The organism is Actinoplanes sp. NPDC051513 (genome assembly GCF_044454685.1).
GTDB lineage: Bacteria > Actinomycetota > Actinomycetes > Mycobacteriales > Micromonosporaceae > Actinoplanes.
This window is the reverse complement of the sequence record NZ_JBITDW010000031.1, coordinates 44,131-57,624: the sequence shown is the minus strand read 5'-3', so window position 1 is coordinate 57,624 and position 13,494 is coordinate 44,131. Positions and strand designations below refer to the sequence as shown.

The following is a 13,494-nucleotide window of genomic DNA, read 5'->3' as shown; positions in this document are numbered from 1 at the left end:
GTCACCATGGCTGAAATCGTCCTGGACAAGGTCACCAAGAAGTACCCCGACGGCACGACCGCGGTGCACGAGGTCGACCTCGAGATCGCCGACGGCGAGTTCATCATCCTGGTCGGACCGTCCGGCTGCGGGAAGTCGACCACGCTCAACATGATCGCCGGCCTCGAGGACATCACCTCGGGCGAGCTGCGGATCGCCGGCGAGCGGGTCAACGACAAGGCGCCGAAGGACCGCGACATCGCGATGGTGTTCCAGTCGTACGCGCTGTACCCGAACATGACCGTGCGCGAGAACATGGCCTTCCCGCTGAAGCTGGCCAAGATGGACAAGGCCGTGATCAACGAGAAGGTCGGCGAGGCGGCCCGGGTGCTCGAGCTCACCGACTACCTCGACCGCAAGCCCGCCAACCTCTCGGGCGGGCAGCGCCAGCGGGTCGCGATGGGGCGAGCCATCGTCCGCAGCCCCAAGGCGTTCCTCATGGACGAGCCGCTGTCGAACCTCGACGCGAAGCTGCGCGTGCAGATGCGGACGCAGGTCTCCCGCCTGCAGAAGCAACTCGGGACCACCACGGTCTACGTCACGCACGACCAGACCGAGGCCATGACGTTGGGCGACCGCGTCGTGGTCATGCGTGGCGGCTTCATCCAGCAGGTGGGCGACCCGCAGACGCTCTACGACCGCCCGCTCAACCTGTTCGTCGCGGGGTTCATCGGCTCGCCCGCCATGAACTTCCTGGCCGTGACGATCGAGAACAACAGCATGCGTACGCCGCTGGGCGATCTCCCGATCGGCGACCGGGTCCGCCGCACCCTCTCCTCGGCCGACGCCCCGAAGCAGCTGATTCTGGGCATCCGCCCCGAGCACTTCGAGGACGCCCGGCTGGTCGAGGACACGCAGCGGTCGCGGGGGCACGAGTTCACCGCGCCGGTCGACCTCGTCGAGTCGATGGGCTCGGACAAGTACGTCTACCTGACCGTCGAGGGCGAGCACGCGACGTCGGCCGACCTGGAGGAACTGGCCGCCGACGCCGGCGGCGCCGACCTGCCGCCGCAGGACAGCCTGGTGACGCGCCTGTCGGCCGAGTCGCGGGTGCGTGACGGCGTGGACGCGAAGATCTGGATGAACCTCGACAAGATCCACCTCTTCGACCCCCGCGACGGCCGCAACATCACCCTGAGCGAGGAGAAGGAGACCACCACGGCGTGACGATCAGCGCAGCTCCTCGATCCGCGCGCTGAGATATTCCCGCTCGGCGGCGTTCCCGGTGAGCGCCAGGGCGTCCGCATAGGCAGCGGCGGCCTCGTCTCGCCGGTCGAGGCGGCGCAGCAGGTCCGCCTTCGTGGCGGGCAGGTAGTGGTACGTGGCGAGCCGGTCGTCGCGTTCGAGGTCCTCGACGATCGCGAGCGCGGCGGCCGGCCCGTCGACCATCGACACCGCCACGGCCCGGTTGAGCGCCACCACCGGCGACGGCCAGATCTCCAGGAGCCGGTCGTAGAGCAGGCGGATCTGCGGCCAGTCGGTCTCGTCGTAGGCGGGGGCCTCGGCGTGCAGGGCCGCGATCGCGGCCTGGAGCGTGAACCGGCCGGGCGGCGCGGCCGCCAGGGCCGCGGTGATCAGGTGGTCGGCCTCGGCGATCAACCCGCGGTCCCAGCCGCCGCGGTCCTGCTCGGCCAGGCGCAGCAGGCGTCCGGAGGCGTCGACCCGGCCCGAGCGGCGGGCCTCGTGGATCAGCAGCAGGGCCAGCAGGCCGGCGACCTCGGGCTCGCGCGGCAGCAGCAGGCGCAGCATCCGGGCGAGGTCGAGCGCCCGCTCGGCAAGATCGTCGCAGGTCAGGCCGGGACCGGCGGTCGCGGTGTGGCCGGCCGAGGAGAGCAAGTGAATGACGGTCAGGACCGCGCCGACCCGGGCCGGCAGATCCACCGGGGACGGCACCGTGTAGGGGATCCGGGCCACGGCGATCTTCTTCTTGGCGCGGGTGATCCGGGCCGCCATCGTGGATTCCGGGACCAGCAGCGCCCGGGCCACCTCCGGCGTCGCCATCCCGCAGACCAGGCGCAAGGTCAGCGCGACCTGTGCCTCGATGGCGAGCGACGGATGGCAGCAGGTGAAGACCAGCCGCAGCCGGTCATCCGGAAAATCCGGCTTTCCAGATTCATCTGGCAGGACGAGCAGGGGGAGCTTCCCGGCGAGGGTGCGTTGCCGCTGCAGCGCGTTGAGGGCGTTGCGGCGGGCCGCCGTGGTCAGCCAGGCGCCCGGCCGCACGGGCACGCCGTCCGTCGCCCATGCCGCGAGCGCCTGGACGTACGCGTCCTGCACCGCTTCCTCGGCCAGGTCGAGATCGCGCGTGACGCGCACCGTCGAGGCGAGCACCTGCGCCCACTCCCGCCGGTGCGCGTCCGCGACCGCGTCGGCGACCCCGGTCAGATGTGCTCCCCGGACACGACGACACTCGGGTCCACGACCGCGAAGTCGATCAGCGGCCGCACCTCGACGCCGCCGTCGAGGATCGGGGTCATCCGCGCCAGCGTGATCGCATGGTCGAGGTCGCGGGCCTCGATGATGAAGATGCCCGCGATCATCTCCTTGGTCTCGATGAACGGCCCGTCGGTGATCAGGTCGCCGCGGATCGAGGTGGCCGTGCTGTTGTCCTCGAGGGCCATGCCGGCGACCACCTTGCCGCCCTGCTCCTCGATCCGTCCGGCCAGCCGCATGTGCTGCTCGACGATCTCGGGCGGCAGGTCGTTGCCATTGCGCTCGAAGATCATGACCGCGTATCGCGCCATCGTCCTCATCCTTCCTCTGTCAGGGATTCATACACCCGACAAACGGGGACGGCCGGAATCGACAGCGCCGGGGAGGAAAAGATGGCCGGTGGTCCAAGCGGAGGCTCTCGATCCCCTTGAACCACCGGTACACCCTTCGCTACCCGTTCGTGGCCGGGCTAACCACGCCGGACATCAATGTCGGCACGATCTCGGCCAGCACCGCCACGCCGTCGCGACTCAGCACCGACTCGGGGTGGAACTGCACGCCCGCGAAGCCCGGCCCGCGCAGCGCGTGCACGGCGCCGTCCACCGGGTCGCGGGCTATCTCCACCCGGCCGAGCGGCGAGTCCAGCGCGTCCGCCTCCGACACCGCGGCGAAGCTCGAGTAGAAGCCGACTCTCCGCTGCCGGCCGAACAGGTCGACATCGCGGGCCAGACCCTGGTAAGGCGAGTCGCGGCGATGCAGGCGCAGGCCGAGCAGCACGGCGAGGATCTCGTGGCCGAGGCAGACGCCGAGCAGCGGGCGGCGGGCGGCGAGCAGGTCGGCGACGAGGTCGCGCATGGCGGCCATCTTGGGATCGGCGAGGTCGCCCGGATCGCCCGGCCCGGGACCGACCACGATCAGGTCCGCCTCCGCCATCGCGTCGAACTGCTGCCACGGGACCACCCGGACCACCAGGCCGAGGGCCTTGAGCTGGTGGGCGAGCATCGCGGTGAACGTGTCCTCACCGTCGACGATCACCGCGGTCCGGCCGTCGAGCGCGGGCATCGTGAGCGCGCCGGGCGCCCGCGAGTCGAGCCAGAAGCGGGCGAGATCGTGGTTGCGCGCGGCGAGGGCGTCACGCACTTCGGGTGACTCCGCTTCCGCGCGTACGGGAAAAGCAGCGCGACCCCTCGCACCCAGCGCGACCAGGACGCCCGCAGCTTTGGTGTGAGTCTCCGCGACCTCGCCCTCGGGGGTCGAGTGGCGTACCAGCGTGGCGCCGACCGGAACCCGCAGCCGCCCGTCCGGGAAGATCTCGGCGGTGCGGATGAGGATCGGCGCGTCCAGCGTCTGCCGGCCCTCGTCGTCGTGCCCGAGCAGCGCCAGCACCCCGGCGTAGTAGCCGCGGCCCCGGCGCTCGTGCCGCGCGATCACCCGGCACGCGTTCTCGATCGGGCTGCCCGTGACGGTCGGCGCGAACATCGTCTCGCGCAACACCTCGCGCACGTCCAGCGAGCCGCGGCCGGCCAGCAGATACTCGGTGTGGGTGAGGTGGGCCATCCGCTTGAGGTACGGGCCGGCGACCTGCCCGCCGTGCTCGGCCACCGTTGCCATCATCTTCAGCTCTTCGTCGAGGACCATGTAGAGCTCGTCGATCTCCTTGGGATCGCGGAGGAACTCGAGCAGATCGCCCTGCCCGTGCCGGTACGTGCCGCTGATCGGATTCATCATGGTGATCCCGTCGGCGACGCTGACGTGCCGCTCGGGGGTGGCGCCGACCAGCGTCCGCCTGCCGGTGTGCACCAGGAACGTCCAGTAGGTGCCCTGCTCCTCGGCGAGCAGGCGACCGAACGCGGCCCGCGCCGCCTCGACCGGGTCGCCCTCGACCGACGCCTCGTAGACGCGGTGGATCACGAAGTTCGCGCCCTCGCCGTGGCCGATCTCGTCGCGCAGCACCTCGCCGACGATCTCGCCGTACTCGGTGTCCGAGAGATCGAATCCGCCGGGGCCCAGCGTCAGCTCTCCCGGCGGAAAGGCGCTGAGCGGCTGCGTGCTCCGCTCTTCGATCAAGAGGCATTCGAGCGGGGTGCCGTCGTCGACGCACTCGAACCCCCGTTCGGCTATCTGCCGATAGGGGATGAGGGCGAGCGTCTCCCGGCCGCGTTCCACGGGGATCTCGGCGAGCGTGGCGACCGTGATCACGTCGCCGGTGAGCACCTCGACGTGGTCGGCGCCGTCGCGGTGGAGCAGAGCGAAGGGCATTTTCGGACCTCTTCCTGGCGGGCGGCTACCGACCGGGGCGAGGCCATCACACGAGAACGGCCGCCTCGGGGAGGCGGCCGCGGTGTCTTACGCGCGGGGGAGTGTGGCCGCCGGTATGGCGGGCCACCACATGCTCAATCGCGCGTGCATGCCGAGGAGCTTAGGGGCGGGGAGGCTCTGGCGCCACCTCGCCGCCCGTCGGTGTGTCAGGCGAAGGCCAGCCGGATCGCCGACCGCGCCCACCGCATCCGGTCGGGCGCGCAGTCGGGGTGTTCGCCGAACTCCTGCGCCACGAGCTCGGCGCAGCGGGCCTCGCCGAAGCGGGTGACGATGGCGGTCACCGCCTCGCGGATCAGCTCGGCGGTCGGCTCCTGGGAGCGCTGGACATCCGAGACGAACAGCGCTTCGGTGCGAACCTCATCGATCATCGCGGTCATCGGATCCTCCAACCTGGCACGGCGCGGCGGGCGTCGTGGTATCAGGAAACGGCTCGCAGGATGCAGAAGCGATGCCGCTGGGTTGCAGCTAGGTTGCTGTGCCCGGGTTGGGCGAGCGCCCGACAGGCCTCAAATATCGGGATATGGTGCCGATTGGTAGTAAAAGATCGGGCAACCAACCGAGGAGTAGCCGTGACGGTGGTGCTGGTCGCCGACGATGACGCCGACATCCGTGACCTGGTCGCCTTCAAGCTGGAGCAGGCCGGCTTCGACGTGATCGCCGTCGAGGACGGCCAGACCGCGCTCGAGCAGGCCCGCAGCCGGCAGCCCACGCTCGCCGTCCTCGACGTCTCGATGCCGGGCCTCTCCGGCATCGACGTCTGCCGGATGCTGCGCGCCGACCCGGCCACCAGCGGCATGCTGATCATCATGCTCACGGCCCGGGTGCAGGAGCAGGACGTCGAGGGCGGGTTCAGCGCCGGGGCCGACGACTACGTGACCAAGCCGTTCAGCCCCCGCGAGCTCGTCTCACGGATCCAGGCGCTGCTGAGCCGAGCGCGGGCCTGAGAGCGGTCCGCGAGGAATCCGGCCGATGCCCAGGGTCGCGGCGTTCGCAGCCGGTCTCCTCGCGGGAGGGGTGGCGGCCGCGCTGGCGATCGGGCACGAGGCGGAGCGGATCCGCCGGGCGAGCGTGATCAAGGACGCCGAGACCGAGCGCTCCCACCGCCGTGAGGAGGAACTGCTGGCCCGGCTCCGCGCGCTCGACGCCGCCAAGACCGACTTCATGGCCACCGTCTCGCACGAGCTGCGCACCCCGCTGACCAGCATCTCCGGCTACGTCGAGCTGCTACGCGACGCCGAGCCGGGCGGGCTCACCGACGCGCAGGAGCGGATGCTCGAGGTCATCGCCCGCAACGTCCGCCGCCTGCGCGAGCTGATCGAGGACATCCTCACGCTCTCCCGGATCGAATCGGGCGGGTTCCGCAGCGAGCCGGGCGAGGTGGACCTCGCCCAGGTCATCGACCGGGCGCTCACCGAGATCGGCCCGGCGGCCGCCAAGGCGTCGGTCGGGCTTCATGCCGAGGTACGCGGTCCGCTGCCGTTGCGCGGTGACGGGGTGCAGCTCGATCGGGTGCTGGCGAACCTGCTCGGCAACGCGGTGAAGTTCACCCCGGCCGCGGGGACCGTGACCGTGCATGCCCGGCAGGACCCGGGCGAGACGGTGCTGATCGTGGCCGACACCGGGATGGGCATCCCGGCCGAGGAGCAGCAGGCGCTGTTCGTGCGGTTCTTCCGGGCCACCAACGCGATCCGGCAGGCCGTTCCCGGCACCGGCCTCGGCCTCGCGATCTGCCGCAAGATCGTCGACAACCACGGCGGCACGATCGACGTCGACTCCACCGAGAACGTCGGCACCACGGTCACCGTGCGGCTGCCCGCCTTCTGACAGGCGCCGCTCTTCCGGCGACCGCGGCCGCGGGTCTCCTCAAGGAAGCTTGCTTGCCGCCGATGGGTGTGCATCGGCGACAGGGGGAGACCATGACGAGGTGGCCACGCGCGGCCGCGCCGGCATGGCCGGTGCACGCCGGCTTCCTCGTCGCCGCGGTGACGGCCGGCGCGACGTACGCGATGGCCGGCCCGCACCTGCGCACCCAGATCTTCGCCCTCGTCACCCTCGTGCCCATCGCGACCTTCGCCGGCGCCCTCGGCGCCGGCCACCTCATCGACCGCCGCCCCTGGCTGATCGCCACCGCGGGGCTCGTGCTGCTGTCGGTGAGCTTCGCGTTCTGGTCGGACTGGGTTCCCGGCCACCATCTCGGGCGGGCCGAGGGGAGGGCCGCCGACTTCGGCATGGCCGCCGCCCACCTGCTGTTCCTCATCGGCACCGGCGGCGTGCTGCGAAGACACGGCGCCAACGATGTCGCGGGGCTGCTCGACGCGGCGCTGTTCGGCGTGTGCGTGGCCGGGCCGGCCTGGGCCTGGCTGATCGCGCCCCGGCTCACCTCGGCGTCCACCCCGATCGGCTCGATGCTCGCGCTGGCCGACGTGGCCGTGCTCGCCGCCGTGCTGGGCGCGCTCGCCCGCATCGGCAGACGGGCATCCCGGGCCCGCGGCCCGATCGCCTACCTCCTGTTCTGCTGCGGCGCCACGCTCGCCGCGCACGTCGCCGCGGTGCTCACCTCCTCGCACGGCAGCGCCACCCTGACCGCGGTGCTGCTGATGATGGCGTTTCTGACCATCGCCGCCGCGCCGATCCACCCGGCCGCGCCGATGGTCACCAACCCCGACCGGCCCGCCCGCGAGGCGACCGGCAACCCGCCGCTGCTCTGGATGGGCGCGGCGCTCTGCGCGAACCCGCTGATCGCGGCGATCCAGGCGGTGCGCGGCGACGCGTCGGCGAGCCTGCTGCTGCCGGTCGGGACCATGCTCGCGGTGCCGCTCGTGCTGCTGCGGCTGCAACAGATGTCGCTGCTGCGCAGCCGGGCCGAGCGCACCCTGGCCCACCACGCGCACCACGACGAGCTCACCGGGCTGCACAACCGGCGGCACGTGGTGGCCGAGATCGACCGGGCGCTCGCCGACCTGTCCCACGGCTCGCTGGACGAGGTCACGGTGCTGCTTCTCGACCTGGACGGGTTCAAGCCGATCAACGACCGGTACGGGCACCGGGCCGGCGACGCGGTGCTGCGGACGGTGGCCTCGCGCCTCGCCGGGGCGGTCTCCGACGGCGATGTCGTCGGGCGGATCGGCGGGGACGAGTTCTTGGTGCTGCGTCGGCGCGGTGCCGGCGAGTTGCCGGCGCGGGCCGCGGAGTTGGTGCGGCTGCCGGTCGAGGTGGGGGAGGCGCTGGTGCAGGTCGGCGTCTCCTGCGGGGCGGCGACCGTGCGGCGGGGCGAGGTTGTGGACCGGGACGCGCTGATCGGGCGGGCCGACGCCGCCATGTACGCCGAGAAGTCCGCGCACCGGCTCTTAGTCGCCTAGCCCATCTCCGGTTAGGCTGTCCTAACTTCGCGGCCGGTTCTCGTCGCCGCGGTTCGTGGGACGGGGTGGAGATGGCTCAGCCGGAGTCGCTGGCGCAGCTGCTCAACGGGCGGCGGGCCGCGGTCGACGCCACCCTGCCGGCGGCCGGCTTCGTGGTGGGCTGGCTCGCCGCCGGGCAGTCCATCTGGGCCGGCGCCGCGGTGGCCGTGGCCTGCGCGATCGGCGTCTCGGCCTGGCGGCTGCGGGCCGGCGAGAAGCCGCGGGCCGTCCTCATCGGGCTGCTCGGCGTGTGCGTGGCGGCGCTGATCGCCCTGCGCACCGGCCGCGCCGAGGATTTCTTCCTGCTCCAACTGTTCACGAACGCCGCGAGCGCCCTGGCCTGGGCGGTCAGCATCGTGATCAGGTGGCCGCTGCTCGGACTCGTGGTCGGCGGCGTGCTCGGGCAACGCACCCGGTGGCGGCGCGATCCGGCGCTGCTGCGGGCGTACGCGATGGGCAGTTGGGTGTGGGTCTTGCAGTATGTCGTCCGGGTCGCCGTGTTCCTGCCGCTCTACGCGGCCGGGCAGGTGGTGGCGCTCGGCGTGGCGCGGGTGGCGCTGACCTGGCCGCTGGTGGCGGCGTGCCTGGCGGTGAGCTGGTGGGTGATCCGGCGGACGATACCCGCCGACCATCCCGGACTGCGGCACCCGGTTGCCACTTGAGGGTCAGTCGCGCGCCTCGACGCGGTCGCGCAGGCGTTTGCGCGTACGCAGGCTCTGCAGCCAGCCGACCTCGGCGGCCAAGGTCGCATTCGTGAGCTCGGCGCGCGCCGCCTCGGCCGAGAGCGCTTCGTAGGTCTTGTCGTCCCGCAGGCGGCTCAGTTCGAGGTGGGCCAGGCAGACCGAGACGACCATCTCGAAGGTGGCCCGGTCGGTCGCCTCGATCGCGAGCAGCACCCGGGTGCGGATCTCCTCGGCGTCCGCCTCCGGCGGCACCCGCAGCAGCCACATGCGCTGCCTGCGCTCTCCCGTTTCGGTGAGCTCGTAGCGGCGCTGCCGGGCGTGCGTGGGTGAGGCCGCCGACCGCACGTATCCGAGCCGCTCCTGCCGGCTCAGCGTCCAGGCCACCCGCGAGATGTCGACCCGCTGACCGCCCCCGAACGTGGCGGCGTGCCGTCGCTGGATGTCATGGGCGGTCCCGCCGCTGTCGGCGAGCAACACGAGCAGCACGTCCCCCAGCGTCGTCATGCCACCCTCCACTCCTACAAGATGTAGAAGTTAGCAGGTGGTGAAGCCCGCGGCGCTCGCGCCGCTGCCTATAGCAGAACTCATCGCCCGGCGTCACTCCCGTGGTAGGCCCTTCGGCCGGAGTTGGTTGGCCATCTATCCGTCGCCGGTGGCTGAGGGCCGGAGGCGGACGACCGGCACCGCCGACCAGGATGGCCAGCGGGGAGAATCCACGCGTTCCCGGGCCGATGCGCCGCATTCACTTCTGGTGATGGGCAGTGCATGATGGATGAGGCTGACGTCAATGTCTGATGGCATGGCGATCGCGTCGAGGGGAGTGTGGTTCGGTGCCGCAGGATTCGATCAAGAAAGATCCTGCCACCGAGCTGAGTGATGCGCTGATAGCGGCGCTGATCGAGATTCCGTTCATGAGTGCCGTGGCCGACAGGCGCCTCTTGTTGCAACTTATCCGCCGTGCAATAGACGGATTCCCTGACGTCCGCGAAAATGACGAGATCAGATTGCACGTCGTCCAGATTGTGTTGACATGCCTTCAGCAGCGGGGCGGATTACGTGCGCTGACGGGCGCCCTGCTGACGATGGCGCCCGACTCGCCCGGCAGCAAGCGGGCCGTCGAGCTGATCCGAACCGCGTCCTTGCAGAGCCTGGTCCCAGAATCTGAGATTCGCAGAATCCATGACCTGCTGGATCGAGCGGAGAGCGAATCTGGACAGTCGTATGCAAAGTCGTGGCGGCAGGGCCTGGCCCAGAGTTCGATAGAGACGCCCGCCCGCGCCTCGTCGCTCACCGCCGCCTTCGACATCCTCAGCCTCCGGCCCGCCCGCGACGAGGGCATGCCGAACGCCCTGCGGCTGGTCCAGTACGTCGCCGGGCAGACGAGCGGCCAGCTCGAGGTCGAGCTGAGCCACTGGGCCGCCGGTTGGGTCGACCGCCTCGAGCTTGATCATTCGGCACCGATAGGGTCGGTCCCCTCGGACGCCGGACCTCATCCGCCAGCCAATTCCGACGCGGGGCCTGACCTGCGCGAATCCTTGACAGAGGAACCTCGTGGGGGTAGTTCCTACCCCGTCGGGCCCGGGCACCCGGAGGGTGGTGCCGGAGTCGTGGGTGGTACTATCACGACTAGTCCGATAAATACGGGCGATTCGGACAAATACGAGGCGAATGGGATAATGAGGGCGGATCCTGACAGCGACGCGAGTCCCTTCGGAGATATCGCGAGTCCCTTAGGAGATGTGATGCCGCCCATCGCCCCGCCGAAGGTGTCGGAGTCGCTTCCCAGGGTGTGGGGCGACATACCGCAGCGCAATCCGAACTTCACGGGGCGTGAGTCTCTGCTTCAAGACGTCCACGAGAAGCTGTCCCAGACGCAGCAAACCGCCGTTCTGCCGCAGGCATTGCATGGAATGGGTGGTGTCGGAAAATCGCAGGTGGCCATCGAGTATGTCCACCGGCACAGCGCCGAGTACGATTTAATTTGGTGGATCTCCGCCGAGCGGGAATCTCAAATTTTGAGTTCGCTCACGCAATTGGCCCAACGCCTGAATCTGGATGTCAGTCCCGAGGCCAATACGGCCGTGCCGGCGGTGCGGGAAGCGTTGAGCACGGGTGCCACCGGTTATCACAACTGGCTTCTTGTCTTCGACAACGCCGAGGCGCCTCGGGACGTGCAGAGGCATTTCCCCACCGGCGGCGCGGGTAAGATTCTCGTGACGTCGCGAGATCTCGACTGGTCCCGTATCACTCGATCGACCGAGGTCGACGTCTTCGCCCGCAACGAGAGCAAAGAGTTCCTCTCCGGCCGTAACCCGGACCTGTCCGACAGAGATGCGGAGAAGCTGGCCGAGGCTTTGGGAGATCTACCCCTGGCCATCGAGCAGGCGGCCGCCTGGCGGACCGCCACCGGAATGTCCGTCGCGGAATATCTCAAACTGCTGGAACAGAAGCGGATCGAGGTGCTCGACGCCTCGCCGTCCCCGGACTATCCGTCATCGGTGGCCGCGGCGTTCGCCCTGTCCGTGGAAAAGCTGATGGCCGTGAACCCGGCCGCCGTCCAATTGCTGCAGATCTGTTCGTTCTTTGCGCCGGAACCCATTTCTCGCGATCTCTTCTCCGGTTCGCCGGTCGCCCCGATCACTGACGACCTCGATGCGACCTTGAGTGACAGTTTCAGGGTCAGCCGCGCCATTCGGGACATCCAGCGCTACGCGCTTGCCAAGATCGACCATGCGCGGAACGCCCTGCAGATCCACCGCCTCGTGCAGGCTGTCCTGATCGGACGGATGTCGCCGGACGAGCGGATCGTGATGCGTCGCGGCGCGCACACCCTGCTGGCGAACAACAAGCCGAGCAACCCGGGCCGGCGCGCCGACTGGGCGACCTATCAGGCGCTGCAGCCGCACGTCACCGTGTCCCGGGCGGTGGAATCGACCGATCAGCGGGTCCAGCAGCTCGTCGACGGGGTCGTGCGGTTCCTCTACCACTGGGGTGATCACTCCGGCAGTGAGGCACTCGCCGAAGAGGCCCTGGAGTGCTGGCGCGCAGCGGGCGCTTCGGCCGCTCCGCAGACCCTGCAAATGGCGAAGTGGCTCGGCTTCATGCGGTGGACGAACGGAAAGTACCTTCAGGCGCGGGAGCTCAATCGGCAAACCCTCGAACTTTACGAGGGGACCTTCGGCGACCAGGACGAGGGCACCATCGACTCGATGTACATGGTCGCCATCGACTTGCGCACCAGCGGAGATTTCCACGCCGCCCGGGACCTCGACGAGAAAGTCCTTGCCGCCGCCAAGCGTGAGTTGGGTGAGGACGACCCCGCCACCTTGAGATTCGCCCACAGCCTCGGAGTGAGTCTTCGGTTCACCGGTGAGTTCTCGCGGGCGGCGGATCTGGATGTCGACACCCTGAAACGTCGTGAGCTGGTGCTGGGCACCGACGACGTCGACACCTTCAACACGCACGCCGCCCTGTTGATCGACCGCCGGGAGAACGGCGCCTTCCTCGAGACCCTCCCGCTGTTCGACGCTCTGTATCAGCGCATTCTCAAGGCCTTCGACGAGGATGCCCCGCCGACGCTGCAGGCGGCGCGCTATCTCGCCATCTCGAGGCGCAAGGCAGGCGATCACGAAGGCGCCCGGCGGCTGGCGCGCGATACGCTCGAACGCTATCGCCGCCGTTACACCGAAGACTTCCCGGCCACTATCTCCACCGCCGTCAACTACGCCATCGATTTGCGGCAGGCGGGGGAGCTCGACGCTGCGAGAGAGATTGCCGGCGCCACGTTCAGTCGCTATCAGCGAATGTTCGGCGCGAGCCATTCGTACACACTCAGCGCGCGAACGAATCTCGCAATTGTTCTCCGCCTCGGCGGCGATGCGGAGGCCGCGTACGAGCACGACCGCGAAGCGTGGCAGATTCTCGCGGACACCCTGGGCCTGGGCCACCCGGTAACTCTGACGTGCGCCACCAACCTGGCCAGTGACCTGCACGCTTTGGGCCGATTCCAAGACGCCTACGAACGGGACACCGACACCCTGACCCGATCGGAGCGGTTATTGGGCGGCGATCACCCTTCCACCCTCGCCGTCGGCGTCAATCTCGCTCTGGACCTGCGTGCCCTCGGCCGGATCAACGAGGGAGACAAGATTCTCTCGGACACCATGACACGGCTGCGGCTCAAACTCGGTGAGCAGCATCCGGCCACGCTCAACGCGTTGAAGAGCTTGCGGGCGGACTGCGACGTCGATCCTATGCCGCTCTGATGGTGCCGGGTTCGGGCGGTCTATCAGCTGTCTGGCCCGACCAGTGAGATCAGTCGACGCGGCCAGGCGGTCCCGTGCCTCCGAGGTTGGAGCGCGGACGGTCGACCTGGGCGATCAGGTGATCCACCGAGTCGGCCAAGGTGGCGTGATCGCACTGGTTCAGCGTCGACAGGGAGACCTCAGAAAGATCAATCAGATCGGTCTCGACATCGGCCGGAGAAAGATCCACTGGGCGATTCCTCCTTGATTCCGAATGCCGGGCAGGGATCTGCCTCCGTCACTATCCCATACCGAAGCTGAATCGCTCGGCAAAGTTTACCCCTGTACTTCTCCAATGGCCGCGTGTCAGTCTGACCG

The 13,494-nt window shown here is 69.4% G+C and carries 12 protein-coding genes; 6 read left to right on the top strand and 6 right to left on the bottom strand.

The features are described 5' to 3' along the window. The first annotated feature begins 6 nt into the window (after positions 1-6). Positions 7-1,206: an ABC transporter ATP-binding protein gene (locus ACIA5D_RS45835; protein ID WP_396036984.1), complete on the top strand. Its 1,200-nt coding sequence runs from the start codon at positions 7-9 to the stop codon at positions 1,204-1,206. Between the two features lie 3 nt (positions 1,207-1,209). Here the strand turns inward: ACIA5D_RS45835 and ACIA5D_RS45830 are convergent, their stop codons facing one another. From ACIA5D_RS45830 to ACIA5D_RS45815, 4 genes are all read right to left on the bottom strand, one after another. Further along, the gene (locus ACIA5D_RS45830) at positions 1,210-2,370 is read right to left on the bottom strand and encodes an RNA polymerase sigma factor (protein WP_396036983.1); all 1,161 of its coding nucleotides are present in this window, start codon (positions 2,368-2,370) and stop codon (positions 1,210-1,212) included. A 50-nt stretch (positions 2,371-2,420) separates the two neighbouring features. Continuing rightward, positions 2,421-2,783, bottom strand: coding sequence for a YciI family protein (locus ACIA5D_RS45825; RefSeq protein ID WP_396036982.1), 363 nt, complete (start codon positions 2,781-2,783; stop codon positions 2,421-2,423). A 139-nt stretch (positions 2,784-2,922) separates the two neighbouring features. Continuing rightward, complete coding sequence (locus ACIA5D_RS45820; RefSeq protein WP_396036981.1) at positions 2,923-4,731, bottom strand: anthranilate synthase family protein; 1,809 nt, start codon at positions 4,729-4,731, stop codon at positions 2,923-2,925. Positions 4,732-4,937: 206 nt separating this feature from the next. Continuing rightward, positions 4,938-5,168 (bottom strand): hypothetical protein, encoded by a 231-nt coding sequence (locus tag ACIA5D_RS45815; RefSeq protein WP_396036980.1) that lies wholly within the window; start codon positions 5,166-5,168, stop codon positions 4,938-4,940. A 192-nt stretch (positions 5,169-5,360) separates the two neighbouring features. Here ACIA5D_RS45815 and ACIA5D_RS45810 point away from each other — a divergent pair, with 192 nt between their 5' ends. The 4 genes from ACIA5D_RS45810 (at position 5,361) to ACIA5D_RS45795 (ending at position 8,851) form a co-directional block, all read left to right on the top strand. Next, a complete protein-coding gene (locus tag ACIA5D_RS45810) occupies positions 5,361-5,735 on the top strand; it encodes a response regulator transcription factor (protein ID WP_396036979.1) in 375 nt (124 codons plus the stop codon). A gap of 25 nt (positions 5,736-5,760) precedes the next feature. Beyond that, on the top strand, positions 5,761-6,615 hold the full coding sequence (locus tag ACIA5D_RS45805; RefSeq protein ID WP_396036978.1) for a sensor histidine kinase: 855 nt from the start codon (positions 5,761-5,763) through the stop codon (positions 6,613-6,615). Between the two features lie 92 nt (positions 6,616-6,707). Beyond that, complete coding sequence (locus ACIA5D_RS45800; protein WP_396036977.1) at positions 6,708-8,150, top strand: diguanylate cyclase domain-containing protein; 1,443 nt, start codon at positions 6,708-6,710, stop codon at positions 8,148-8,150. 71 nt (positions 8,151-8,221) lie between these two features. After that, on the top strand, positions 8,222-8,851 hold the full coding sequence (locus tag ACIA5D_RS45795; protein WP_396036976.1) for a DUF3159 domain-containing protein: 630 nt from the start codon (positions 8,222-8,224) through the stop codon (positions 8,849-8,851). Positions 8,852-8,854: 3 nt separating this feature from the next. Here ACIA5D_RS45795 and ACIA5D_RS45790 read toward each other — a convergent pair whose 3' ends face one another. Further along, positions 8,855-9,376, bottom strand: a complete 522-nt coding sequence (locus ACIA5D_RS45790; RefSeq protein WP_396036974.1) for a hypothetical protein — start codon at positions 9,374-9,376, stop codon at positions 8,855-8,857. 326 nt (positions 9,377-9,702) lie between these two features. On the opposite strand from ACIA5D_RS45790, the gene fxsT reads away from it, so the two are divergent. After that, positions 9,703-13,137, top strand: a complete 3,435-nt coding sequence (gene fxsT, locus ACIA5D_RS45785) for an FxSxx-COOH system tetratricopeptide repeat protein (protein ID WP_396036973.1) — start codon at positions 9,703-9,705, stop codon at positions 13,135-13,137. Between the two features lie 49 nt (positions 13,138-13,186). Here fxsT and ACIA5D_RS45780 read toward each other — a convergent pair whose 3' ends face one another. Continuing rightward, positions 13,187-13,366 (bottom strand): hypothetical protein, encoded by a 180-nt coding sequence (locus tag ACIA5D_RS45780; RefSeq protein WP_396036972.1) that lies wholly within the window; start codon positions 13,364-13,366, stop codon positions 13,187-13,189. Between the last annotated feature and the right edge of the window lie 128 nt (positions 13,367-13,494).

Bases quoted from the DNA above. Each gene is read 5' to 3' on its own strand.
- ACIA5D_RS45835 (WP_396036984.1), top strand. From the start codon at position 7: ATGGCTGAAATCGTCCTGGACAAGGTCACCAAGAAGTACCCCGACGGC.
- ACIA5D_RS45825 (WP_396036982.1), bottom strand. From the start codon at position 2,783: ATGGCGCGATACGCGGTCATGATCTTCGAGCGCAATGGCAACGACCTG.
- ACIA5D_RS45820 (WP_396036981.1), bottom strand. From the start codon at position 4,731: ATGCCCTTCGCTCTGCTCCACCGCGACGGCGCCGACCACGTCGAGGTG.
- ACIA5D_RS45815 (WP_396036980.1), bottom strand. From the start codon at position 5,168: ATGACCGCGATGATCGATGAGGTTCGCACCGAAGCGCTGTTCGTCTCG.
- ACIA5D_RS45805 (WP_396036978.1), top strand. From the start codon at position 5,761: ATGCCCAGGGTCGCGGCGTTCGCAGCCGGTCTCCTCGCGGGAGGGGTG.
- ACIA5D_RS45800 (WP_396036977.1), top strand. From the start codon at position 6,708: ATGACGAGGTGGCCACGCGCGGCCGCGCCGGCATGGCCGGTGCACGCC.
- ACIA5D_RS45795 (WP_396036976.1), top strand. From the start codon at position 8,222: ATGGCTCAGCCGGAGTCGCTGGCGCAGCTGCTCAACGGGCGGCGGGCC.
- ACIA5D_RS45790 (WP_396036974.1), bottom strand. From the start codon at position 9,376: ATGACGACGCTGGGGGACGTGCTGCTCGTGTTGCTCGCCGACAGCGGC.